This is a genomic window from Sphingobacterium sp. 1.A.4, assembly GCF_002734245.1.
Classification (GTDB): Bacteria; Bacteroidota; Bacteroidia; order Sphingobacteriales; family Sphingobacteriaceae; genus Sphingobacterium; species Sphingobacterium tenebrionis.
On record NZ_PEAZ01000023.1, the window covers coordinates 17,609 to 41,924 of the forward strand.

20 protein-coding genes are annotated in these 24,316 nt (G+C 41.4%); 7 read left to right on the forward strand and 13 right to left on the reverse strand.

Translation table 11 applies throughout. The annotated features are described in order from the left end of the window. Positions 1–83: 83 nt before the first annotated feature. The 5 genes from CRJ00_RS02225 to CRJ00_RS02245 all read right to left on the reverse strand — a co-directional run bounded on the left by CRJ00_RS02225 (position 84) and on the right by CRJ00_RS02245 (position 5,795). Positions 84–617: an OmpH family outer membrane protein gene (locus CRJ00_RS02225; RefSeq protein WP_099365344.1), complete on the reverse strand. Its 534-nt coding sequence runs from the start codon at positions 615–617 to the stop codon at positions 84–86. A 64-nt stretch (positions 618–681) separates the two neighbouring features. Further along, the gene (gene bamA / locus CRJ00_RS02230) at positions 682–3,255 is read right to left on the reverse strand and encodes an outer membrane protein assembly factor BamA (RefSeq protein ID WP_099365277.1); all 2,574 of its coding nucleotides are present in this window, start codon (positions 3,253–3,255) and stop codon (positions 682–684) included. 120 nt (positions 3,256–3,375) lie between these two features. Further along, entirely contained in the window at positions 3,376–4,113 is a 738-nt protein-coding gene (locus tag CRJ00_RS02235) for an isoprenyl transferase (protein ID WP_099365278.1), read from the reverse strand. Positions 4,114–4,195: 82 nt separating this feature from the next. Beyond that, positions 4,196–5,089, reverse strand: coding sequence for an NAD kinase (locus tag CRJ00_RS02240; RefSeq protein WP_306473094.1), 894 nt, complete (start codon positions 5,087–5,089; stop codon positions 4,196–4,198). A gap of 43 nt (positions 5,090–5,132) precedes the next feature. Beyond that, positions 5,133–5,795 (reverse strand): CBS domain-containing protein, encoded by a 663-nt coding sequence (locus tag CRJ00_RS02245; RefSeq protein WP_099365279.1) that lies wholly within the window; start codon positions 5,793–5,795, stop codon positions 5,133–5,135. A 175-nt stretch (positions 5,796–5,970) separates the two neighbouring features. On the opposite strand from CRJ00_RS02245, the gene CRJ00_RS02250 reads away from it, so the two are divergent. The 6 genes from CRJ00_RS02250 to CRJ00_RS02275 all read left to right on the forward strand — a co-directional run bounded on the left by CRJ00_RS02250 (position 5,971) and on the right by CRJ00_RS02275 (position 15,781). Next, a complete protein-coding gene (locus CRJ00_RS02250) occupies positions 5,971–6,801 on the forward strand; it encodes a 1-acyl-sn-glycerol-3-phosphate acyltransferase (RefSeq protein ID WP_099365280.1) in 831 nt (276 codons plus the stop codon). Between the two features lie 6 nt (positions 6,802–6,807). Next, positions 6,808–7,773: a GNAT family N-acetyltransferase gene (locus CRJ00_RS02255; RefSeq protein ID WP_099365281.1), complete on the forward strand. Its 966-nt coding sequence runs from the start codon at positions 6,808–6,810 to the stop codon at positions 7,771–7,773. 528 nt (positions 7,774–8,301) lie between these two features. Further along, the gene (locus tag CRJ00_RS02260) at positions 8,302–9,447 is read left to right on the forward strand and encodes an Sb-PDE family phosphodiesterase (RefSeq protein WP_099365282.1); all 1,146 of its coding nucleotides are present in this window, start codon (positions 8,302–8,304) and stop codon (positions 9,445–9,447) included. Between the two features lie 25 nt (positions 9,448–9,472). Further along, positions 9,473–12,715 carry a SusC/RagA family TonB-linked outer membrane protein gene (locus tag CRJ00_RS02265; protein WP_099365283.1) on the forward strand — a complete coding sequence of 1,081 codons (3,243 nt, stop codon included), beginning with the start codon at positions 9,473–9,475 and terminating at the stop codon, positions 12,713–12,715. A gap of 10 nt (positions 12,716–12,725) precedes the next feature. Continuing rightward, on the forward strand, positions 12,726–14,246 hold the full coding sequence (locus CRJ00_RS02270) for a SusD/RagB family nutrient-binding outer membrane lipoprotein (RefSeq protein WP_099365284.1): 1,521 nt from the start codon (positions 12,726–12,728) through the stop codon (positions 14,244–14,246). A 2-nt stretch (positions 14,247–14,248) separates the two neighbouring features. Further along, positions 14,249–15,781 carry a DUF5689 domain-containing protein gene (locus tag CRJ00_RS02275; protein WP_257213666.1) on the forward strand — a complete coding sequence of 511 codons (1,533 nt, stop codon included), beginning with the start codon at positions 14,249–14,251 and terminating at the stop codon, positions 15,779–15,781. Positions 15,782–15,852: 71 nt separating this feature from the next. Here CRJ00_RS02275 and CRJ00_RS02280 read toward each other — a convergent pair whose 3' ends face one another. From CRJ00_RS02280 to ubiE, 4 genes are read right to left on the reverse strand one after another with little or no spacing between them, the layout of a single operon-like run. After that, entirely contained in the window at positions 15,853–16,311 is a 459-nt protein-coding gene (locus CRJ00_RS02280; RefSeq protein ID WP_099365285.1) for a GNAT family N-acetyltransferase, read from the reverse strand. Next, positions 16,311–16,760, reverse strand: a complete 450-nt coding sequence (locus CRJ00_RS02285; RefSeq protein WP_099365286.1) for a GatB/YqeY domain-containing protein — start codon at positions 16,758–16,760, stop codon at positions 16,311–16,313. Before CRJ00_RS02285 ends, CRJ00_RS02280 begins: the two co-directional genes overlap by 1 nt. A 30-nt stretch (positions 16,761–16,790) precedes the next feature. Further along, positions 16,791–17,555 (reverse strand): SDR family NAD(P)-dependent oxidoreductase, encoded by a 765-nt coding sequence (locus CRJ00_RS02290; protein WP_099365287.1) that lies wholly within the window; start codon positions 17,553–17,555, stop codon positions 16,791–16,793. A gap of 7 nt (positions 17,556–17,562) precedes the next feature. Beyond that, entirely contained in the window at positions 17,563–18,300 is a 738-nt protein-coding gene (gene ubiE / locus CRJ00_RS02295) for a bifunctional demethylmenaquinone methyltransferase/2-methoxy-6-polyprenyl-1,4-benzoquinol methylase UbiE (RefSeq protein WP_099365288.1), read from the reverse strand. A 401-nt stretch (positions 18,301–18,701) separates the two neighbouring features. On the opposite strand from ubiE, the gene dnaB reads away from it, so the two are divergent. After that, positions 18,702–20,300 (forward strand): replicative DNA helicase, encoded by a 1,599-nt coding sequence (gene dnaB / locus CRJ00_RS02300; RefSeq protein ID WP_099365289.1) that lies wholly within the window; start codon positions 18,702–18,704, stop codon positions 20,298–20,300. 342 nt (positions 20,301–20,642) lie between these two features. Here the strand turns inward: dnaB and CRJ00_RS02305 are convergent, their stop codons facing one another. The 4 genes from CRJ00_RS02305 to CRJ00_RS02320 form a co-directional block, all read right to left on the reverse strand. Next, positions 20,643–21,326 carry an OmpA family protein gene (locus CRJ00_RS02305; RefSeq protein WP_180268397.1) on the reverse strand — a complete coding sequence of 228 codons (684 nt, stop codon included), beginning with the start codon at positions 21,324–21,326 and terminating at the stop codon, positions 20,643–20,645. A gap of 123 nt (positions 21,327–21,449) precedes the next feature. Beyond that, on the reverse strand, positions 21,450–22,004 hold the full coding sequence (locus CRJ00_RS02310; protein ID WP_099365291.1) for a hypothetical protein: 555 nt from the start codon (positions 22,002–22,004) through the stop codon (positions 21,450–21,452). A gap of 188 nt (positions 22,005–22,192) precedes the next feature. Then, positions 22,193–23,077, reverse strand: coding sequence for an Rpn family recombination-promoting nuclease/putative transposase (locus CRJ00_RS02315; RefSeq protein ID WP_099365292.1), 885 nt, complete (start codon positions 23,075–23,077; stop codon positions 22,193–22,195). Positions 23,078–23,310: 233 nt separating this feature from the next. Beyond that, on the reverse strand, positions 23,311–24,036 hold the full coding sequence (locus CRJ00_RS02320) for a M15 family metallopeptidase (protein WP_099365293.1): 726 nt from the start codon (positions 24,034–24,036) through the stop codon (positions 23,311–23,313). Positions 24,037–24,316: the final 280 nt, after the last annotated feature.

The following is a 24,316-nucleotide window of genomic DNA, read 5'->3' on the forward strand; positions in this document are numbered from 1 at the left end:
CTGTTAGTCTTATAATTATATAAGTTTTTTCTGTTTTTTATATTTGTTAATTTTTTTAGATGCGCAAAATAATAAAAAAATCGTTAGTTGGCTAAACTTGGATTAGGTTTTAACCCCAATTTAACGATTACCTCATTGCTTTTATCCATTTTAGGGTTCGCGTAAAGGAAAGAAACCTCGCTACGACGGTCTAAAATGAAATCCAATTGCTGTGCAGTAGCGATATCCTGAATGGCTTTAGAAACCCTATCTTGGATAGGTTTCATCAAGGTTTCACGTTGTTTAACGATCTCACCATCGAATCCGAATTTACTGCGTTGTAATTCTTTAACCGCTTTCTCTTTGTTCACAATCTCATCTTCGCGACGTCTGCGCATATCTGCGTTCAACTTCTGTTGGTCGTTCTGATAAGCCTGGTACATGCGCTCAATCTCTTCGTATTGTTTATCCACTTCTTGTTGCCATTGTTGGGACAAGGCATCCACTTTCTTCTGTGCGCTTGCTACTTCAGGAATATGTTTCATGATATACTCCGAATCTACATAAGCAATTTTTTGTGCAAAGGAGATGCCCACCATCATGGTTAGCATCAAGGCCGTAGTTATAATTTTTTTCATTGACATATCAATATTTTTTTAATTCTACTTTTTAAGACAATTAAAATTATAAAAAGTTTAATTACTAAAATCCGCCCATGTTCTGGATGATACTGAACGTGAAGTTCTGTTTCCACTGGCTCGAAGGCAATCCAGGGATAGGATCCATCGCATGACCGTAGTCAATACCCAACATACCGAAGATCGGTAGGAAGATACGTGCTCCAACACCCACTGAACGACGAACCTTGAATGGATTCACTTCAGAGAATTTGTTCCAGGTATTACCTGCTTCAGCAAATGCCAACGCAAATACCGTTGCCTGATCGTTCAACAAGATTGGGTGGCGAAGTTCGATCTGGTATTTCGCATAGATCGGGCTACCAGAGCTTGCCGCCGTATATTGCATGTTCGAACCGGTAGAAGCTGGGATAATGTATCCATTGGCATAACCACGCATCGCGATGATCTCAGAACCTTGTAAGAAGTCGAAACCTTGCATACCATCACCCCCTAATTTGAAACGCTCAAATGGAGAGGTTGGTGTTTCATCACCGTAAGTACCTAGGTAACCAAATTGTGCTTGGGTTTTCAATACCAATTTACCTACGATTTTCGTGTACCATTGCGAATCGAATTTCCATTTATGGTATTCCGTCCATTTGTATTTTTCATTATCTGGAGCGGTTGCATAGTTGATGTTGTTCATCAAGGAATATGGAGGCGTCAATTGTACACTGAACTTCAGGTGTGAACCAGAAGTAGGGTAGATCGGTGCATCTACCGAGTTACGACTGATCTCTTGGGTAAAGTTGATGTTGTATGCTTCACCGTCAGAGAAGATGAAATATCCTCTATAGTTTTCCAAATAATAACGTTGGTAAGATAGGGAGCTATTGATCTGGAAGTAGTTGTCTGGCCATTGAAGACGCTTACCTAAGGTCGCTGTAACCCCGTGCATTTGAATTTTAGGGTTGTTCGCATAACCTTCGTAACGCTGCGTTTGCCAATTGTAATATTGTTGTTGTGAATTCGAAATGTAAGCACTCAATCCGAAATAGATAGGTTTCTTACCACCTAACCATGGCTCCGAGAAGGAGAAGCTATACGATTGATAACGCTTTCCGGAAGTCTGTCCACGGATACTTAATTTCTGACCATCTCCACGAGGAAGTGGTTTCCAAGCATCTTTCTTAAATAAGTTAGACGTCGAGAAGTTGTTGAAGGTAAGACCTAAGGTACCGATTACCTGTCCTGCACCATAACCACCGGATAGTTCCACCTGATCTGAAGGCTTCTCTGCAACCGAGAATTCGATGTCTGTTGTTCCTTCTTCAAAGTTCAGGTTGATAGGGGCAGGTTGAACTTTCTGCTCATCAAACATCCCCAATTGGGAGATCTCACGAACACTTCTTACCAATAATTCCCTTGAATATTTCTGACCTGGTTTAGTGTAGATCGAACGTAGAACCACACGGTCGTTCGTTACATCATTACCTTTCAAGATCACGTTGTTGATCGTGTACTGTTTACCTTCAGACATTTGGATCTCCAGGTCGATCGTATCGTTATAGATTCTTTTGATGATCGGTTGGATGTTGAAAGTCAGGTAACCATCGTTCTGATAGATAGCCGCAATATCATCCGAGTTACGGGTAGGACCCATCAACTTCGAGTTCAATTTTTCCTCACTGTAGATATCGCCTTTCTGAATACCTAAAAAGATGTTCAGAATGGAATCCTTGAACTTCGCGTTTCCGGACCAGCTGATGTTACCCACATAGTAACGAGGACCTTCGTAAAGATCAATATCGATTCCAACTTCATTGTTGTCATAACGGTATACGGAATCTCTGATGATTTCTGCATCACGGTATCCTTTATCCTGCATCTTAGCGATCAGTTTTTCTTTCGCTTCTTCGTATTTGTCTTCCTTGAATTTACCAGGACCAAATACACGGTACCACATTCTCGGTTTAACACCTTTAAGGTATTTTTGAAGCTGCTTATCCGTAAATTCTTCATTGCCTTCAAAATTCACATGATGAACCTTGATTTTCTTGTTTCTTTCGATATCCACCATCACAATTTCATTGTTCGGTTGGGTTGTATCTTTTGCGGTCTTGATCGTAATTTCCGGATATAGATAGGATTTCTCCCTCAAGAATTTCTCGATGGTCGTACGGGTGGTCAATAATAGGTTTTCATTGACAATTCGGCCAGCCGTAGTATTCAAACGCTTACGAACTTCTTCCGTTTGGGTCTTGCTCAAACCTTCAATATCCACACGTGTCAATCTTGGACGTTCCTTCACTCGGATTTCCAAAAAGATCGTCTCGTCCTGTATTTTTGTAGCATATAACTGAACATCCTCGAATAGGTTCTGATCCATCAGATCCTTGATCACATTAGCTGTCTGCTCAGAAGGTACCTCGATGTAATTACCTACGACCAATTTGGAAATGGTAATCAATACATCGCTCTCTAAGTATTGTGCTCCTGTAACAGTCACTCCTCCAATGACATAATTCTTAGGGTTATTATAGTCAATTTCATCGGGGTCATTGACGTTTATGGGATTACCACCAAGGATTTGGGCATGCGAGAAATTGCAAATTAAGATGGTCAGAAAAATAGAAATTTTTAGTATATGCTTCATCTACTTTTTATTATGTCTGCTAAAGTACAGCAAAGTCTTGTTAATTTTTGTTAAAAGAAATATTGCGGATTTCGGGGATTAACCCATCCAAAATCAAAATGTTGCAAAAGTAAGTATTTCTTACAATTGTTCACTAGTTTTCCCAAATCTTCTTTCGCGATTTTGATATAAATAAATACACTCGAAGAGATGTTCTCTGGAAAACTCCGGCCACATAATGGGTAGGAAGAATAATTCAGAATAAGCGATCTGCCAAAGCATGTAGTTACTGATACGTTCTTCACCGGATGTTCTGATCAGAATATCGGGATCCGGCATATCATAGGTATAAAGATGCTGGCTTATGGTTTCTTCATTAATATCCGAAGGATCAAGTTCATTGTTCTTCACCTTTTCTGCTATCCTTTTGGTGGCTTCCACAATCTCTTGTCTGGAACCATAGCTTAAGGCTAAAGTAAGGGTACAGCCTGTATTGTTCTTCGTCTGATCGATGGTACTTGCCAAGGTTACTTGACAATGATCTGGTAGGTCAGAAGTCTTTCCGATGGTATTTACCCGGATATTGTTCGCCTGGAAGGTAGGTAATTCCTGGTTGAGGGAATTCACTAAGAGTTCCATCAAGGCATTGACTTCAAATTCAGGTCGGTTCCAGTTTTCGGTGGAAAAAGCATATAAGGTGAGGTAGGAAACGCCGATTTCAACAGCAGCCTCCAAGGCCTCCCGAACAGCTGTAACACCGTTTTTGTGTCCAAATACACGCAGCTCACCCTGTTCCTTGGCCCATCGGCCATTGCCATCCATGATAATCGCAATATGCTTAGGAAGGTTAGTTTTGTCTATTTTATCTTTATAGTTCATTTGATTGTATACTGCGGTAAAGATACAGGTTTTCAGATAATCCTTTGATATTAAATAGTGTTAAATGAACTTTAAACCTTGATTAATAATTTCTGACGTCTATACCCCATAGTAATTTCTCCCGTAGGATACTGAAATACTGGTCATTCTGAAGCCTGATCAAGTTGATGTTGAAAGGCGCTTTGGAAATGGTTAAGGTTGTATTTGTCGATAGGGTATAACTTTTCGAATCGCAGCTCAAAATGTATTTTTCCGTGCGACTTTCGATTTCCAAGTGCAATTTCATGCTTTCACTGACGACGATAGGACGTACGTTCAGGTTGTGGGGAGAGATGGGGGTAATCACGAAGTTGCCGCTTCCCGGCATCAGGATCGGCCCGCCACAGCTTAAGGAATAGGCTGTGGAGCCGGTTGGTGTCGCAATGATCAATCCATCGGCCCAATAAGAGTTCAAGAGCTCATTATCCAATACCGCATTTACTGTGATCATAGCGGAAGAATCCGAACGAAATACCGTAATGTCATTTAGCGCAATATTATCTCCGGCCACAAGGGTTCCATCCGAGGTCTCTACCTGCAGCAGCCCGCGCTTTTGGATCTGGTATTGGTTTGCCAAGATTTGGTCTAATGCCTCTTCGATCTTGTTTTTTGAAATGTTGGCTAAGAATCCTAAACGACCGAAGTTAATCCCTGCGATCGGGATCCCGGAGTCCTTAATCAAGGTTGCTGCGGCCAGCATGGTTCCATCGCCACCAAGGCTCAGCATAAACGAAATATCTTTCGGGAGATCCTTATGAGATCTAAATTTTTTGAATTTGAAATCCACTTTGCATAGTTTCTTTAAAAAACTGTGGAAATCGTGGTAGATATATACCTGAACATTGCGTTCGCGGAGGTAACTGAACAGCTCAACAACGTAGCCGATAACCGATTGGTTAAATTCACGTCCATATACTGCGATGGCCAGTTCTTTCATGCTTTCTTTTAAAATTTAGTCAAAGATGGGAATTTCTGATAAATTATAGGTTCAAATAATTCATCAAAAGATTGTACCGTTCTTGTATATCGTTCTGGTCAGATCCATCATTAAAAGTTGCTTTCACTACATAATCATGTCGCCAGAGCGATGCCAAAACCGAAGAAATATTGGTTTTGTTGAGTTTGATGGTCAGTTCCACTTTGGAAGAGTCCTCCATCACCTTAACGCCAGTCTGCAGGATCTTACAATTCTCCGATTCGATGATATTGGCAATATGGGTCAAAGAATTGTCGCGCTCTTCCATTTCCAACACGATGATCGCCCCAATCTCCTGGTTGGATACGGTCTTGTTCAAGGCCAATAGCAGATCCTTTGGCGTGATCACCCCTACATATTGGTTGGTCTTGTTCATGATGGGCAACATATCAAACTGATAGGTTTCCAGGTATTGCAGGGCATCAAAAATATGCTGGTAATCGAAAAGATAAATAAATGGAAAAGTGAACTTGAGTTCCTTGATGGTTTTCAGGTCATCATCTACGTTCAAGAGGTCTTCTTCGGTGATGATCCCCAGGTATTCCTTGCCTTTAACAACAGGGAGTTGTTGGAGATGGAGCTCATTGACCTTATCCAGGGTAGCAGCTACCGTGTCGTTTGGATGGACCTCGGTGTAGAGCGTAGATATGTTTTCGCCTATATACATGAAACCGTTTTATATATTAAACCCTTATTTTGAGAAAACGTTTAATTAGGAGTTTAATGATTCGTTGATGCTAAGGTAACGAAAATATATATTTTGAAATAAAATAAAAAGATGTTTAATGGTACTTTAAAGGAAATGTGTAATTTTACCCTACTTTAAAAAGAGCGGTAATTATATGGACTTACTAGAGCAAGAGAAGTTTATAAAGATTCGAGAAGTCATTCATAAGAAAAGTCCAAAATTAGCGAAGTGGATACCCAAACCATTAATTAGTTACTTAGAGCGTGTTATACACGAAGATGAGATCAACTATATCATGACCAGGTATTACGATGACCTAGGCTTGGATTTTGTGGATTCTTTATTGAAGGAGCTGGATGTAGAGGTTCATCTGGAGGGTGTGGAGAACATTCCTTTGGAGGATAGTGTGATCTTTGCTTCCAACCACCCACTTGGTGGACTGGATGGCGTGGCTTTTATGCAGGCTATCGGAAAATACCGGAAGGATGTGAAATTCCTGGTGAATGATATCCTATTGAACATCCGCAACCTGGAGCCTTTGTTCGTGCCTGTTAATAAGGTAGGCAATCAGAGTAAGGCAGGAATCGCGGCCATTGAAACCGCCTATGCCTCCGACCATGCCCTGTTGGTTTTCCCGGCCGGATTGGTTTCACGGAAAATAAATGGCAAAATTGTTGACCTAGAATGGAAAAAAAGCTTTATCAATAAAGCAAAAAAATACAAAAAGGACATCGTTCCTGTCTACATTGAGGGTAGGAATTCTAATTTCTTCTATAATTTAGCGAGAATAAGAGCAAAACTAGGTTTAAAAGCTAACATTGAAATGTTATATTTACCTGATGAGTTGTTTTCCCAACGCGGGAAGAACATCAAAATCCGCATCGGTAAACGTATTCCATATACACATTTCGACCAAAGCAAAAACGAAAGAGCCTGGGCCGAAGATGTTAAACAGCAGGTTTATGCGATGGCCAACAGTAAATAATAATCTATGCAAGAAATAATTCAACCTGTTGATCGGGAATTAATTAAGAAAGAACTTACTAAAGAAGCTTTTGTCCGTTATACCAATAATGGCAACAATGAGGTTTATTTGGTAAACTATCATACGTCTCCGAATATCATGCGCGAGATTGGCCGACTGAGAGAGTTGAGTTTCCGCTCCGCGGGAGGTGGTACCGGGCAAGCACTGGATATTGATGAGAACGATATCAGTGAACATAACTACGACCAGCTGATCGCCTGGAACCCGGATGATGAAGAGATCATCGCGGGATACCGTGTGATCAAATGTGATAATGCCGTTTCAGAAGATGGGGAAGTCCATCTCTCCACAGCGCATTATTTTGATTTTTCAGAAGACTTTGTGAAAAACTATCTTCCCCAGACCTTGGAATTGGGAAGATCATGGGTACAACCCAAATACCAACCCGCAATTGATAACCGCAAAGGGATATTCTCTTTGGATAACCTTTGGGATGGGCTAGGGGCTGTGGTGCTGTTGAATCCAGATGTGAAGTATTTATTTGGAAAGGTGACCATGTACCCGCAATATAATGAGGAAGCCAGAGATCTGCTGATCTACTTCATGAACCATTATTTTCCGGATAAGGATAAATTAGTGACTCCATCTCCAGATTTGTTTTTGGGTTATAAGACTGATGTTTCCAAGTTTGAAGGCATTTTTGATGGCTTGGATTATAAAGAAGGGTATAAGGTGTTGAATACGCGTGTAAGAGAGTTGGGGGAGAATGTTCCACCTTTGATCAATACGTATATGAATTTGTCGCCAACCATGCGTGTTTTTGGTACCGCTAGGAACAATGAATTTGGCGAGGTGGAAGAGACTGGTATCATGATTACCTTGGATGATATTTATCCAGCGAAGAAGGAAAGGCATATGTCGACTTTTGAACGGGATAGGCATTTCGGCGAAAGACCGGTGAAGGCAAGGTAGATTTTCATTGCGAATCTATGTCATTGCTACCCTACGTTATTGCGAGGGCGTTCGTCATTGCGAGGGCGTTCGTCATTGCGAGGCACGAAGCAATCTTCCCGCATGTCATGCTGAGCGTAGTCGAAGCATCTGTTCGATAGTTCACGTACAGATCCTTCGACGCTGCTCTGGATGACAAAATCCAAAGATTGCTTCGTCGTTCCTCCTCGCAATGACGTGGATTTTTCTTTACAATTCCCTAAAATCCCCAAAAAAATACCCATAAGAAACCACAATTTTCAAAATTAATCCTTCCCCAATTCAACCTCCTTTCTCAAGAAAATAAATTAACTAAAATGCGTTATCATGCGGTTTTTGACACCTTCCGCGCACCTTTATTTTTCTTAAATATTTCCTATGCAACCTTTTCTTTGCTTTTCTTTCCTTATAAAACACCAAAATTCATGTTAATTCTTATCAAATACTAAACAATTTCTTAACATAAAATTTATATATTGACTGTAGTTTTGTTCAACATAATCTAAAACCATGAAGAAAACAGCAATACTAACCAGCCTATTATTATTAGGAACAACCAGTTTATTCAGTCAAACCAATCAAGGAGTAATCACTTTGGACGAATTCCGTTTGCCATCCAAACGCGATATCATCCATATTCCCAATGTCAACGGTTTCCAGGTTCTAAAATGCGATTTCCACATGCATACCGTATTTACAGACGGCCATGTATGGCCTAACGTACGCGTGCAGGAAGCTTGGAAAGAAGGTTTGGATGCCATTTCCATTACCGAACATATGGAATACCAACCCCATAAAGATGATGTGAACACCGACCATAACCGCTCACATGACCTTGCCGTGGAATTGGCTAAAGAAAACAACCTGGTCCTGATCAAAGGAACAGAAGTTACCCGTAATACGCCTCCAGGACACTTCAATGCGCTTTTCATTACTGATGCCAACAAGTTCATCGATGTTCGCGACGAGGATAAAGACCAAGAATCCATTGACCGCGTGATCAACGATGGTGCCTTTGTTTTCTGGAACCATCCGGGATGGAAGGACAAACAGATTCCGGGATCCTATGAATGGATTCCATTTGTAGAAAAACTCTACCAGGAAAAGAAAGTACATGGCATCGAAGTGGTGAACGGATTGGGCTTCCATTCCAAAGCGTTAGATTGGGCATTAGACAGAAACCTAACCATTATCGGAAATACCGATATGCATAACCTGATCGCCCATAGCTACGATCTGAACAAAGAAGGTGTACACCGCACAATGACCTTGATCATGAGCAAGGACCGCAGCGCTCAAGGTATCCGCGAAGCATTGAATAGCGGAAGGACTGTAGCTTGGTCAAGCAAATACTTATTTGGAAAAGAAGAACACGTAAAGGCTTTGTTCGATGCCTGTGTAGCGTTGAGCCCTGTTTTCCATAAAAAGACCAATAATAAAGGAGTAGTAACCAATTATTATGAGATCAAGAACAACAGTGATCTATATTTTGAGCTGGTATTAAAAGCAGGAAAAGGGACAAAAAAGATTGTACTTTACCCTGGATCTGCCCAAACATTAACTGCCGAAGCCAACCAACCTTCATTAACCTATGAGGTGGTTTCCACCTATATCCGAAGTGATAAACATTTGAACGTGGATATCCGCTTGAATTAAGAAAAACAAACAAAAACTGAAATTAATGAATCGATCGATCTTGAGGATTAGCCAAGGAAGCCTTATCCTATTGTTAGGGCTTTCCTGTATTTCGCAGGCATCAGGGCACGTCAAGTATGTGCCTTTGAAATCCTATGCTGCACAAGAATTGATCAATGTACGTATTACGGTACTTGATCAGAGTTCTGGGAACCCTTTAGAGGGCGTGAGTATTAGTGCAAACAACCGAGCAATTGGCCTAACTGGCAAAGACGGGGTGTTTAGTGGTTCTGTTGTAAAAGGGACGACATTGAGCCTAAGAATGATAGGTTATAACTCAACAACCGTAAAGGTGGACCAGGAAACCTATTCCATTAAGTTATCGGCTGTAGACGAATCGATCGAGGAAGTCGTAGTTACGGCTTTGGGGATTAAGCGTGATGAGCAAGCCCTAGGTTATTCCGCAACTTCCGTTAAAGGTGAGCAATTGACCGAAGCACTGTCCAATAACTGGATGGATGCCCTTTCCGGAAAAGTTGCCGGTGTGAACCTGATGCGGTCCAATGCAGGACCTGTTGGGACCACCAAGATCATCCTTCGTGGAGAAAACAACCTAACAGGAGAAAACGGTGCCCTGATAGTTGTCGATGGAGTCATCATGAATGGTGGTTCTGGCCGATCATCAGCTCTAGGTTCTGATGGAGCCTATGGAACAGGTTCTGATAACATGCCGGTAGATTATGGTAACGGTATGGACGACATCAACCCAGAGGATATCGAAAGCATTACGGTACTGAAAGGTCCCGGTGCAGCAGCACTTTATGGTTCCCGTGGAGCCAATGGTGCGGTCATCATTACCACTAAATCGGGGTCCGCTAAAGGAAAAGGAATTGGTATTACCGTTAATTCCAATGCTGCCTTTGAAAGCATGAACCGTTCCCCAGATCTACAATACGAATATGGTCAGGGTTTGGACGGGGCTGCGCATTACTCCTTCGGTTCTTCCGTGGATGGGAGTAGCACCAGTGGAACCAGTTCCGCTTATGGCCCTAAATTCGATGGTCAAGAATTTTTCCAATATGATCCCATATTACAAAAGGTAGGTCCTACAAGGACACCTTGGCGTGCCTATGATGGCAAAAATGGCGTAAATGGTTTCTTTGATGTTGGTAGAACCTTCACCAATACGGTATCTATCGACGGAAGTACCGACAAGACAACTGCCAGATTTTCCGCCACCAATACCCATAACAAATGGATCGTTCCGAATACCGGATATAAAAAGAATTCATTGGCACTGTCCGTGAGTTCCAAGATCACCGATAAACTGACCATCAATTCCAAAGTGAATTATACCAACCGCTGGTCAGACAATTTGCCGGGAACAGGTTATGGAAACCAATCCTTGATGTACTGGTATATTTTCTGGCAACCAAGCGCTGACCTGAATTGGTTGAGAAATTATTGGGTGAATGGTGAAGAAGATCGTAAAATTGCTTATCCATTCAGTACCTATCCAGAAAACCCATACGCGATCTCCTATGAGTTCATCAATTCCAACAACAGGCATACCATTACCGGGAATGCACAGGCCGTTTATCAGTTTTCCAAAGACCTGAAAGCCCATGTTCGCGCGGCAATGGATATGGGGATCGAGGATAGAAACCAGAATAGACCTTACGATGCCGGTTCTAAACTTCGGGAAGGATCATACCGTAGCCAATCTATTTTCTCGAAGGAAACCAATATCGATTTCTTGGTGACCTATAATAAAAAACTGAACGATGACTTTGATTTTTCAGTCAACTTAGGTGGTGCATCTGCCCGTATCGATTATGATCGGGATGAAATGACCTCTGATGGTTTGTTCTACCCAGGCGTTTACAACCACAACAATTCAAAATATGGGGTAAAAACCCGTCAGATCATCGAACGATCCCAAACCAACAGTTTATATGCTTTGGTAACTACCGGATATAAGGATTTTTTATTCCTGGATGCTACGTTCCGTAGGGACTGGGCAAGTACCTTGGCTACACGTTTGTATACCGATAAAGAATTAGGGTTCAATTATCCTTCTATCAACGGAAGTTTCGTGTTCTCTAAAATCTGGGATCTTCCAGAATTCATCAGCTTTGGTAAATTCCGTGCCTCTTATGCAGGTACCGGATCAGGTGTACAGAAACCTTTTCAAACAGAATTCAATTACGAAAATCCAAATTCCTTGTTGGGAGGGTCATTGGCTAATCCATCAACCCTGGCCAATCCGTTGATCAAGCCGCTTTCTACATCGTCGCTGGAATTCGGTACCGATATCCGCATGTTCAACAATAAAGTGAAATTGGATATTGCTTGGTATAAAGCAAATTCATCGAACCAACACCTTTACCGTTTCGTAGACCCTGCTTCGGGAGTAAGCCGCTTCTTGGTCAACTTTGGTGAAGTGGAAAACAAAGGTCTAGAAATCGCCTTGAACACTGATCAGATCAAAGCTAAAGACAATGGCTTTGGATGGTCATCCTATATTACCTATACCGGAAATAAAAACCTCATCAAACAGTTGACCGATAGCACCATCGTGCTTCAGCAGCGTTCAGTAGGATCTGGACAGATTGTAGGAATGGTCGGTGGAAGTTTGGGCGATCTTTATGGTATTGGCTATGAGCGTGCTCCTGATGGACAAGTCATCTATGATGAATCTACCGGATATGCGAAACTGACCAGTGAAATCCTGTATTTGGGAAATACCATTCCAAAAGGTAAAATGAGTTTCGGAAATAACTTCTCTTATAAAGGGTTGCGTATGAACCTCTTGTTCGATACCCAATGGGGAGCAGTTGGTCATTCCTTAACCCATTATAAATTAGCGGAGCAAGGAAAAACCAAAAATACCTTACCAGGACGCTACAGCAGTATCATCGGTAATGGGGTAATCCAGAATGCGGATGGTACCTACCGCCAAAATGATGTCATCGCCAAGAACGTTGATGAATATTATCGTTCTCATTTTGGGCAGGATAATGCCGAAGGAAGCACATTCCCTACCGATTTCATCAAATTTAGGGAAGCGCGTTTGGATTATAGCTTAAATAAGAACCTGGTTTCCCGTTTAGGCATTAATCGTGCGACCATTGGTGTTTATGGCCGTGATCTATTCATCTGGACCAAATGGCCGGCCTTCGATCCAGAATTCGGAACCTTAGATGGTGGGGATATCGTGAAAGGATTTGAGATTGCTCAATTCCCGTCAACCCGTACATTCGGATTCAACCTAATTGTTGGTTTCTAACTCGATTATCATGAAATTGAAAAATATACTATTTGGAAGTCTGTTAAGCATCTTAGCACTTTCATCTTGCGATAAAGGTTTTGTTGACCTGAATGTCGACCCGACCAAAACCACGGAAGCCTATCCGGAGCAGTTCATGGCAAATGCTTTGATCTCTTCCGTATCCGCCAATATGAACCGGAACAGGGGCTTCAACAATGAGTTGATGCAGGTCACTGTTTCCATTGGAGATGGGGAATTCAAAGTCTTCCGATACGACTTTAGAAGAAGTTGGTCAGATTACCTTTGGAGCAACCACTTCCTGAATCTATCCAATTACAAGGATATGTACAGCAAGGCGCAGAATGAGTTGACCTTTAATACGTCCTATCAAGGGATCTCCATGATCCTTCAGGCATGGACCAACTCCATTCTAACGGATACGTATGGTGATATCCCTTATACACAGGCTACCTTGGGAAGAGACTCCTTGTTGTTCGAACCAAAATTTGATGCCCAGAAGGATATCTATACCAATCTGTTGATGAAATTGGATTCGGCGAATAACCTGCTGAAAGCCAATACCGCAATTGATCCATTACAGGATCCGGTATATGCTGGATCTGTCGCCAATTGGCGTAAGTTTGGAAACTCCTTATTCCTGAGGTTATTGATGCGTGTTGCGCATAAAGCCGAGGTAAAAGATTATGCAGAAGCAAAAATCAAAGAGATTTTGGAAACCAATAAATCTAATTATCCCATCATTGCCAATAATGAGGAGTCTGCCATTCTTCGTTGGACGGGAGAAGGGGTTTATGTATCCCCATTTATGTCGACAAGGGTACAGGATTTTAGGGCAACTGCGATTGCCGAATATTTCATTGATTTCTTGCGTGATACGAATGATCCACGATTGAACATTCCTGACTATGGGAAAGCAGGTGTAAACCGTTGGGGAATTGCGCCTGTGTCCGGAAACTTCGTAGGTGTTCCAAGTGGATATGCCCAAGGTTCGGAGGATTATTCAAAAATGTCCTATTTCTATTCGGCAGATCAGATCGTAGGGGGATACAGCATGCAGCATGAACCTATGACCGGAATGATCATGAATTTTGCGGAGGTGGAATTCATCAAGGCAGAAGCCATGCTGAAAGGCTATATCACTGGAGATCCTAGCGTGCCTTTCTATTCTGGCGCTTCCAATTCCATTACCCTATGGGTACCGACATGGACCGGAAATATCGAGGAACATCTGGCGGCCTCTGATAAGGCTTGGGATGCTGCGGCAACTTTCGACGAGAAAATGGAAATGATCCATCAGCAAAAGTATTTTGCGTTGTTCTTAGTAGATCTTCAACAATGGTTCGAGTATAGAAGAACAGGACATCCAATATTGCCAAAAGGAGCAGGTTTGAAGAACAATGGCGAAATGCCGGCGCGTATGCAATATCCAGTCTACGTGCAATCTTCTAACCCAGTAAGTTATAGAGAAGCGGTTGCCAGACAAGGGGCAGATGAAATCAATACAAAAATGTGGTGGCAAAGGCCTTAATCATGAAGGAGATGAAAAATATTTTTAAAAAATTATTCGGATTTGCAGTGCTCGCAGGTAGCTTGGCAAGTTGTGCGGATACCAATTATCCAGGAGGGGAGGTGAGTCCTTATATCGGTATATATGATATCCGTAATTTATATAAAGGTTCAGCGATTGATCTGAACCTGGAAACCATGGAAGGCTCCAATAGCCTTTCGGCTGTGGTGATTTCGGATCACTCGGGTAATAACCTGCCTGAAGGCATGTTGTTCGTGCAGGATGCCAGAAGGTTAAGTTTATTAAGAGGAGTGGCTATTCCACTAGGAGATCTCGCTAAAGAATATAAACCGGGAGATTCTGTGATCATCAATCTCGATGGTACTGTTTTGGACCGTGTTGATGGACTCCTGCAGATCAAGAATGTGGACCAGAATCGCATCACTAAAGTGGCTTCAGATAGACCGGTTTATGCGACTTTAACCAATACCGCAAAGATTGCCGCGAAACCATATGATTTCGAAAGTACCTTGGTGGCCATTGTTAAGGGAGGTTATACTTACACTCCTGAGCCGGGTCAGGTGATTTCTGGCGATCAGACCATCAATGATGGATTTGGAACCATTACGGTTTCTACCGATGCGAATTCAACATTGGCGAACCTTCCGCAGTATAAAATGGCCAATTACTATGGTATCGTATTTACCAAACAGGAGCAGGACAGTGTTATTGCCTATCAGAAATTGCGTACGCAACGAGATTTAGTGGAATTGAAATCAGTATATAAGGTTCCGAAAGCTATTATTACCGGTTGGAACAATGATCCAAAAGGTTCCGATAATAACCATGAGTATATGCAGTTTATGGCGACTGAGGATATCGATTTTGCTAAAACGCCGTTCTCGGTAGTTACCACGAATAATGCCAATGCTTCCACCCCAGTGGGTTTCCCACAAAAGGGCTGGGCAACAGGTGGCATGCGGACCTATAAGATCAATCTGACCAAAGGAACAGCCAAGAAAGGGACCTTCTTCTATGTAGGTGGAACCAATGGATTGATCCTCAGTTCGGGATCCACCAGTATCAAACATGCCAACTGGATTGCTACACATAATTATGGCACGACCGATGGGCAAGGTTTCGGAACAAAGACCACCAACCTATTGGCCAATAGCGGAAATACCTATGGAATTGCGATTTTTGAAGGTACGGATGTAACGGAGAAATCGATCCCAGAGGATGTGATGTTTGTGGCTTCTGGAGGTAGTGTGGTTGGTAATGGTTTTGGATACCGTGTTGCCAATAATGACTTCTATGATATCATTAACCCGATCACGTTGAACGAACAGCCGTTCTATCGTTCTGGGTCGAATACCAATAATATACCTTATAACACACCTTCCGATGCGGGCTATTTCAATTATATGGGGGGAGAATATAACATGACCTTAGGTCGTTGGACCAAAGCACGTGTTAAATATGCGCCTTTATTGGAAAAGACTTCTGTATTGGAGGATATCGAAAATCCAGAATTTGCAACCAAACTGGTTTATTAACCATTTGGTTCCTGATTAGCATCATCGTTAATATTATACAAATAAAATGGGCTCCGAAAGGAGCCCGTTTTTTATGCTTGAATATGCTGGTAATAAGCCATCTCTAGATGTGGAATATCATCTTCGAGATACATATCACTCTCTGTCTTGAACCCCAATTCATTATAGAATTTTTCCAGGTATTGTTGACCGGAAATCCGGATCGGAAAATCAGGATAATCCTCCACCAAGCTTTGTATCGCTTGTTCCATCAATAATTTTCCATAATCCAATTTTCTGAATTCAGGATGGACCAGGACCCTTCCGATAGAAGAAGATCCAGGGTAGGAGTAATCTGGTGGGATCAATCGCGCATAGGCGACACATTTGTCATCCTTCACCGCAAATAGATGCTTGGCAAACTGATCCTTATCATCACAATCCCTATAGATACAAGTCTGTTCCAGTACAAAAACCTCCTGTCTTACCTGCAGGATTTTGTACAGTTCCAACGAACTCAGCTCTTCAAAGGATTTATTGAACCATTCCATTAGCTCAATAACGCTTTAACAACTTCTGAAATTGTTCTACCATCTGCTTTACCCGCCAATTTTTGATTGGCAGCACCCATCACCTTACCCATATCTTTTACCGACGTAGCGCCACTTTCTGCAATAACCCCTTTAACGATCTCTTCGATGGCTGCACGGTCCAATTGTTTTGGTAGATAAGCCTCAATCACTTCCTGTTCTTCCACTTCGATCTGATAAAGATCTTCACGGTTTTGCTGTTGATAGATTTCTGCAGATTCCTTACGTTGTTTCACCAATTTCTGAAGAACCTTGATTTCCGCTTCTTCGGTCATCTCCTCGCTATGGCCCTTTTCGGTTTTTGCCAACAAAATAGCTGCTTTAATGGCACGAAGTCCACGTAATTTTGCATTATCCTTAGCGATCATCGCCGCTTTAATATCTTGGTTTATTTGTGTTTCTAATGACATTCTATTATAAATTAAACGTATATGAATAGCTTAGTTGTTTCTGTTGATGATGGTGCCATTGGCCTGCACGGTCGGCATGACCAATAGATCATTGATATTAACATGTTTTGGTCTGGAAAGCACAAAAGATACAATCTCCGCAATATCCTGACCGTTCAACGGAGTCAGGCCATGGTAGACGGCCTTTGCTCTTTCCTTGTCGCCATGAAATCTTACTTCCGAAAATTCCGTTTCCACCATACCTGGATTGATGGCAGTTACCTTGATCCCTTTGCTCAGTAGGTCAATGCGCATTGCCTTATTCAAGGCATCCACAGCGTGTTTGGTTGCACAATACACATTGCCGTTCGGATAGACCTCCTTACCGGCAATGGATCCCAAATTGATGATGTGCGCATGTTCGCTCCCCTCCATCATAGGGACCACATATTTGGTCACGTATAGAAGTCCCTTTACATTGGTGTCGATCATCCTGTCCCAATCACCTATGTCTCCATCTTGAATCGGATCCAATCCTTGGCTCAGACCAGCATTATTGATCAAAACATCCACTTTGCGCCATTCTGCAGAGAGGTTCCCTAATGTGGTCTCCACTTCTTCGGCATTGCGGACATCCAATTTGAAGGTATGAACCTCACAATTCGGGTTCAATGTTTTGATTTTATTCGTTAATTCTTCCAGTTTTTCAATTCTCCTGGCGCATAATAGCAAGCGAAAGTTCTGCTCTTCCGCCAATTGCAATGCACAAGCTTCACCTATTCCTGAGCTTGCCCCTGTAATTAAAACTGTTCTCATTTATTTTTTAGTTATGACATTCGTAAATGGTACAGAAGCCAAAAGTCTGTGGTCTTACCCGACAGGATTTAAAGCCTACTGCTTTGGTGATGGCTGCAAACCGTTCGCCATCAGGAAATTTGGCTACCGATTCCGGCAGGTATTCATAAGCTCTATTGTCTTTAGAGATCATTTTCCCCATCGCTGGCGTGATCTTGTTGAAATAAAAATTAAATAGCTGCTTGATCGGGAAGGCGGTAGGATTGGAAAGCTCCAAAATAATTGCCTTTCCATCAGGTTTCAATACCCTGCGGATATCGCTCAGTCCCTGTTCCAGGTTTTCAAAGTTCCGAACCCCAAAAGCAACCGTCACAGCGTCAAAGGTCTGGTCTTCGAATGGTAGTGCCTCCGAATCGCCCAAACAAACCTCAAACTGATTTTCTAACCCTTTTTTCTTGATCTTTTCTTTCGCCACATCCAACATCCCTTGGGAAATATCCACCCCAATAATCTTTTTGGGATTCAGGATACGGATGGCTTCAATAGCAAAATCACCAGTTCCCGTGGCGACATCAAGCATCATCTGTGGGTTTAAACTTTTCAAAGATTTGATGGCTTTTTTGCGCCAGATGGTATCAATCCCCATCGTCATAAAACGGTTCAATAGATCATAAGTTTTCGAAATGTTGTTGAACATATCCGCTACTTGCTCTTTTTTTCCGCCCTCGGGATTGTATGGTTTTACTGTTGAAGCATCATTTGACATAGGGACAAAGATACAACAAAGTAAACAGAAATTATCCTTTATCTCCCGAGCTTTTTCCATAGTTTAGATAATCCAAAAAGCTTAACTCCCTGACTATGAATTTGAACTGCTTTTTAAGCCAACAAAGCCTTTCCGAGGCTTTCCTGCTAAAGGCTTATTAACAGTCTCCGATGTTATCCACATTGATTTAAATGGTTGATAATGAGTGTTGAAATAAAGTTATTAAGGTTTTATCCACATTTGATGTGGAATACTAAGGCTTGTAATTCAACTACTATTGCATGATTGTTGAAGCACCTATTTTAGCTGTTCATAACTTTGGTTATAGAGGTATTTTATTTTCCTTACATTTGTTACCCTATCATTGAAAACTTTTGAACAAGCCGTAGATAAATTGTAATATGTCTTTAGAAAACGAACACACAAATAGCCAGTCGGGTCAGTCGAACCGTCCGAACTTCAAGCAGAAACGGACGAGTGTGAACAACTTGATTAGTGGTTTGGGTAAGATACCTCCTCAAGCTTTGGATCTGGAAGAAGCAGTCCTTGGCGCACTCATGTTGGAAAAGAATGCATTGAGTGAGGTGATCGATATCCTAAAACCGGATTCGTTCTATAAAGAAGCACATCAACAGATCTTCCAGGCAATTTATAACCTGTTCCAAAAGACTTCGCCAATCGATCTACTGACCGTAATCGCTGAATTGCGCGGAATGGGCGCTTTGGAAATGGTTGGTGGAGCTTATTATATTACCCAATTGACGGATAGGGTAGTATCTGCAGCCAATATCGAATACCACGCACGTATCATCTCCCAAAAATATATCCAAAGAGAACTGATCAAGGTATCCACAGAAATCATCAACGCTTCGTATGACGAAACCAGTGATATCTTTGATCTATTGGATCATGCGGAGAAATCTTTGTTCGATATCGCGCAGAATAACTTAAGAAGGGATTCGCGGAAGATGGACGACATCATGCGTGAGGCTATCAATAACCTGGAGTTATTACGTGATCGGACGGATGGATTAACAGGTATTCCTTCCGGACTGACAGCGTTGGATCGGATGACCTCTGGTTGGCAACCATCGGATCTGGTGATTATTGCGGCTCGTCCGGCAATGGGTAAAACGGCCTTTGTATTATCTGTAGCACGGAATGCTGCGGTAGACCATCAGCGTGCCGTTGCGGTATTCTCCCTGGAGATGTCCTCGGTACAGTTGGTTAACCGTCTGATTGCCGGTGAAACGGAGATTGAACAGGAGAAATTGAAAAAAGGTAATCTGGCAGACCATGAATGGCAGCAACTGCATTCCAGAATCGGTCGATTGACAGAAGCACCTTTGATCATCGATGATACCCCTGCGCTGAACGTATTTGAATTCCGAGCAAAATGTAGACGTCTAAAAGCGCAATACGATATTCAGATGGTTATCGTCGATTACCTGCAGTTGATGCATGGTAAGGGCGATGGTAAAGGTGGAGGTGGTAACCGTGAGCAAGAGATCGGTAGTATTTCCCGCGCATTGAAATCTGTAGCAAAAGAGTTGAATATCCCGGTACTAGCCTTATCACAGTTAAGTCGTGCCGTAGAATCAAGACCTGGTAACAGTAAGCGTCCAATGCTTTCCGACTTACGTGAATCGGGATCTATCGAGCAGGATGCGGATATGGTGTTGTTCTTATATCGTCCGGAATATTATGGGTTGATGGAAGATGAAGAAGGTCGCTCGACGGTTGGGGTAGGTGAGGTTATTATTGCGAAGCACCGTAACGGTGAAACTGGTATTGTACCTTTACGCTTTGTGGGTAAATATGTGAAGTTCGTGGATCTGGAGGATGATTTCTCTGGTATGGGTGGCCCTGAAGGTGGAAGTTTCAACGACTTTGGCGGTGCAAGTAGTGCTATGCAGCCTTCCAGTGATTTCGGTGGATTTGGTGGGGGTATTACTATGCCATCGAGAATGAACGATATGCCGGATGATGCTCCGTTTTAGGGGTGTTTTTTGGTAGTATTTAGTAGTTAGTATTTAGTAGTTAGACTGTGTAGTTTGATGGGAGATGAGGGATTATAGATGATAGATGTGAGATTATAGATTTTTGATGGAGAGGGATTGGGTAAAGAATAAAAAATTAAGAAAAGAAGCCGTATCAGATTGGAATTTGATACGGCTTTTTTATGTTGTTGTAGTCTAGTTTCAAGTGTAGTGTAAGTGAGTTGTAAGTGAGTTGTAAGTGTGTTTTCGCACTTACATGGTGCTTGCAATATTCTTGGAAGATGCTTTCATGAATAATTAAAACCTAGCCTAATTTTGGGTAATAATGTTCAATAGGAATTGTTATTTGCTGATGCTCTGAGAGCCGACGAATTTGATGTCAACTCTTCTGTTTTTAGCACGGCCATCGGGATTGTCTTTTCCGTTGGGTAGTTCATTGTCAGCGATGGGGTCTTTTTCCCCTTTTCCGCTGGCTAGGAGCTTGTTTTTTACCCCGTTTTTTTCGAACCATTGTTTTACTGCTTCTGCACGTTGTAGGGACAATTTGTCGTTGTATTGGTCGTTCCCTTTTGAATCGGTATGCCCAATGATCTGAACGGCATCGGCATTTACTTTTTTCAGTTGATCAGCAACTTTTTTAAGTTCAGGCTCTGCCTCTGGTTTTATGGTCGCCTTATTAAAATCGAAAAGGTTGTCTGCTGCTAGGCGGATGCCGACATTCAAGTTGCTGGATGATGCTGTCAAACTGCTTCCTGAAGTAATCAAGGTTCCATCGGATGTGTTTGAGGATGAAGTGTTTCGGTTGTCCGTTGCTGAAGTAGTTTGGTTTTCGCTTTCTGAGGCGGTTTGGTTGCCTGATCTTGATGCAGAAAATGATCCAGTATCTGCACCAAACCCTTGCGATTCTGCTCTTAGTGTATCTACTGGCTCATTGTTTATGGGTGCATAAACTGTATCCTTATTGCCTTTTTGATTGCTGTTTTCAGCATTGCAACCCATAAGTAGCAATGCTGTGAACAGACTCATATTTATAAAAGTTATTCCTGAATTTCTCATATTCCAAATTTCTCTTATCTCATCTTTTCTGCAATTCCATCTTTTCTACAATTCTATCCTTTCTGAAATTTGCTTTCTGCAATTCTATATGGATTATTGGCGGGTGATAGGAAGTCCATCAAACGTTCCGTAATCTCCTAACGTTAAACTGATGGTTTTGCTTTCAGCAGGTGGAGCTGCAAATTTCAGGCTCATCAATACCATTTTATCCGATCCCAGATACCTCATTTTTTTGCCCTCTGAATTGGTTGGTGTAAGCATAACTTTTCCAGCATCATCTTTCAGTAAGCTGTTTTTCTTTGCCGTTGCATCATCGATGTAATAGATGTTATCTGCTGGGAAATTGATGTTGATTGCATTTTTCTCTGGATTGTCCAGCATCATTTCAACAGTCATGATGCTTCCCAACACATTGACCTTAGTGACATTAATAGTCCCGTCACTAACTTGTTTACTGCTAATTGCATTGGTTGTGGATGGTTGTGCCGGTTCTTCCACAACTCTTTCTTCCACAATTACGGGTGAAGCTGGTTGGTTAACCACAATAGTCGTGTCCTTATCTGTGTCCTGATCAGTTTTGGTAGTTGTCGTACATGCCGTGCATGCCAATAGGCCTAAACCTAATAAGATTTTTGTATTTGAGTTCATAGGTGGTTATTTATTTAACAATTTGTGTTCAACCTCAAATACTTCAATTACTGTACCAAGTTAGAGGATAGGGGGGGATAGGTGGTAGATGATAGATATTAGACAATAGACAATAGAATTTATTTGTCTAATTATTTTATTCCATCTGGGTTTTTGCTGTATTGATAATCTTTTATTTTTTTGAATTTCTAGCCCTTTTTGGATTTTATGATTTTATTGATCTCCACTTGAGAAAGGCCAGTTATTTTGGAGATTTTTTCAATGGGGTCACCATAATGATGAAGAAGTAAGACAAACTCTTGATTTCTTTCTGCTCTTCCTTTTAATTCTCCTTCTTCCAACCACGTGTCTTTCATTAATTGGGCATCCCTTTTACGTTTTAGTTCCCTGTCGTACATTTCCTGCTCCTTTCTGTTTAGATTTGTATATTTTGCTATTTTAAATAGTTTTTTAAAAATAGGATCCTGAAGTGGATCTGGGATTTTTTGCATGACCGACATATGTTTTAAAGCAAAAAGCCATTTCTCCAGATCTCCCTGTATTTCAGGTTCTTTCTTGGTAAAGTTAATCAATTCTAAGAAAATTATTTTGCTTTTTTCGAGATATATTGTTCCTGTTTCCATACTGCAATAGCAGAGCGGGTGGATATAATTTTGATCCTTGTTTTCTATTTCTAGCGGAAAGCTGTCCATGAGCACAATAGTGTAAATTTCCGAAATTTCGTAATTCCATTTTTTCTGCTTTCCGATTTGACCTTGTTCGGAAATGAGAATGGATTGATAATATAGTATTCGACTTAAGAAATTCCGCTGATTATACCGCTGTACCTCGATGATAATATGTTCCCCGTTCTGACCGATACAATGGAGATCAAAAAATACTTTCCCATGCTCTTTGGTTTTGCCAATTCGTTCTGAATTACATTCATGTATATCTAAGATAATTTTTCGTCCCTGAAAAACCACATTTAGGAAGTTGATCAATAGATCTTTGTTAGCTGATGTGCCGAATATTTTTTTAAAACCAAAATCCGATAAAGGTTCAATGTAGGTTGGTTTTATCTGTCGGCTCATTGTGTTAATTGTCTGTTATAAAGATAATTAACGTAGGGAAATTAATTGTTTCCTTCTTTTTATCAAATGGTTAAAAAAGGATTCGGATGAAAGGTAATAGATGATAGATAAGAGATGTTAGATTATAGATTATAGACGAGAGATAGCCGAAATTCGTCATTGCGAGGAACGAAGCAATCTTTGGACTAATCGAAAGATTGCTTCGTTCCTCGCAATGACGGGGTTAATGTTCGTTATTTAATAGGGAAATCAAAATATTTATCCTTGAAAGGTTCGTTTTTCAGAGTATAGTGCCACCATTCTTCATCAAGTGCTTTGAAGCCATGTTTTTCCATGAGAGTCCTTAATTTTTTGCGGTTGGCTTTTTGGGTTTCTGTTAAATGCCGGTAATTGTGATGGGATTTTTCTCCGAAATAATCGAATGGACTGCCCATATCTAGTTCTTTTTTGTCTTTGAGGGTGATCAGGGTGAGGTCGATGGTGCTGCCTCGGCTATGTCCTGATCTTTCAGCAATGTATCCCAATTTGAAAAGGTCTCTTTTATCCACTTCGGGATAGAAAGTAGCTTTCGCCAAGGTATCTTTGATGTCCTTAGCCCAACGTTTGAAATGGTCAACCGCTTGTTGAGGTCGATAAGCATCAAAGACTTTGATTCCTAAACCTTCTTTTTGGAGTTCTTTTTGCAATGCCTGAAGCGCTAATCCTGCTTCCAGGGTGGCATAGGCAACTTCACGTTTGTATCCATCCACCGGTCTACCCAGAAAATTATGGTTTCCATAATAGCGCAAGTCTATTTCTATTCCAGGTACGATTTTTTTCAGATCCACAAAGGTACCAGGCACTGGTTGTAAAACCGAACAAGAAGATAATATTAAGCAGAAAATCAGTAATATGCAGGAATTCAATAAAGTTCGAAAACAATGCTGGAGGTCTTTTTCTGTGGTCAATAATTTATTCATAGAATGGACTGTATTTCAGTTTTAATTGTATATAGAATTAAATGTATAAGGGTAGCTCTAATTTACGGAATGTTCTTGATAGATCTAAGGTCTTAGATAATAGATATTAGATAATAGACTTTTCCCGTCCTTGCGAGTTTTTTCGTCATTGCGAGGAACGAAGCAATCTTTCGATTAGTGTAAAGATTGCTTCGTCGTACCTCCTCGCAATGACGGGTCTATCGTCTATAATCTATCATCTAAAATCTATCGTCTATAATCTCTCATCTAACGTCTCTCA